Below are 552 nucleotides of genomic sequence, written 5' to 3' on the forward strand. Positions count from 1 at the left end.
CGTTGCCGTGTTCTTCGGCATATGGATGCGTTCGTATTCCATTTCTTTCATTGGGTCGAACTCGCCACTTTGTTTTTGATACCAGAACGCGTCCAGTACATCGCCTTTTGGCAGATGAGCAAAGTTGTAGAACGGCGGAGGTGAAGACGTTGCCCATTCCAATGTACGGCCGCCCCACGGGTCACCCGTTAGGTCACGGTTTTGCTCACGGTCACGAATACTCACGTAGATTTGGATGAACTGAGATAACACACCCAGTGCAATCACAACCGTACCCGCAGCCGCAACAGCCAATAGCGGGAAGTATTCAGGGTTGATGTCTTGGCTCAGACGACGGGTCATACCCATAAAACCCAGCGCGTAAAGCGGCAGGAACGCCATCAAGAAACCCACAATCCACAGATAGAATGCGCGTTTGCCCCAAGTTTCATTCATGGTGAAACCGGTCGCTTTCGGGAACCAGTACGTGATCGCCGCAAAACAACCGAACACCACACCACCGATAATCACGTTATGAAAGTGTGCGATTAGGAATACAGAGTTATGCAGAAC

Annotated in this window: 1 protein-coding gene; it reads right to left on the bottom strand. The window is 50.7% G+C overall.

Annotated elements, in window-relative coordinates; genetic code table 11:
• Window positions 1-552 (bottom strand): cbb3-type cytochrome c oxidase subunit I (locus tag R7Q09_RS27650; protein WP_318144147.1); only part of this gene is annotated, 552 nt, incomplete at both ends.

It is taken from the genome of Vibrio sp. 2130-1, assembly GCF_033339515.1.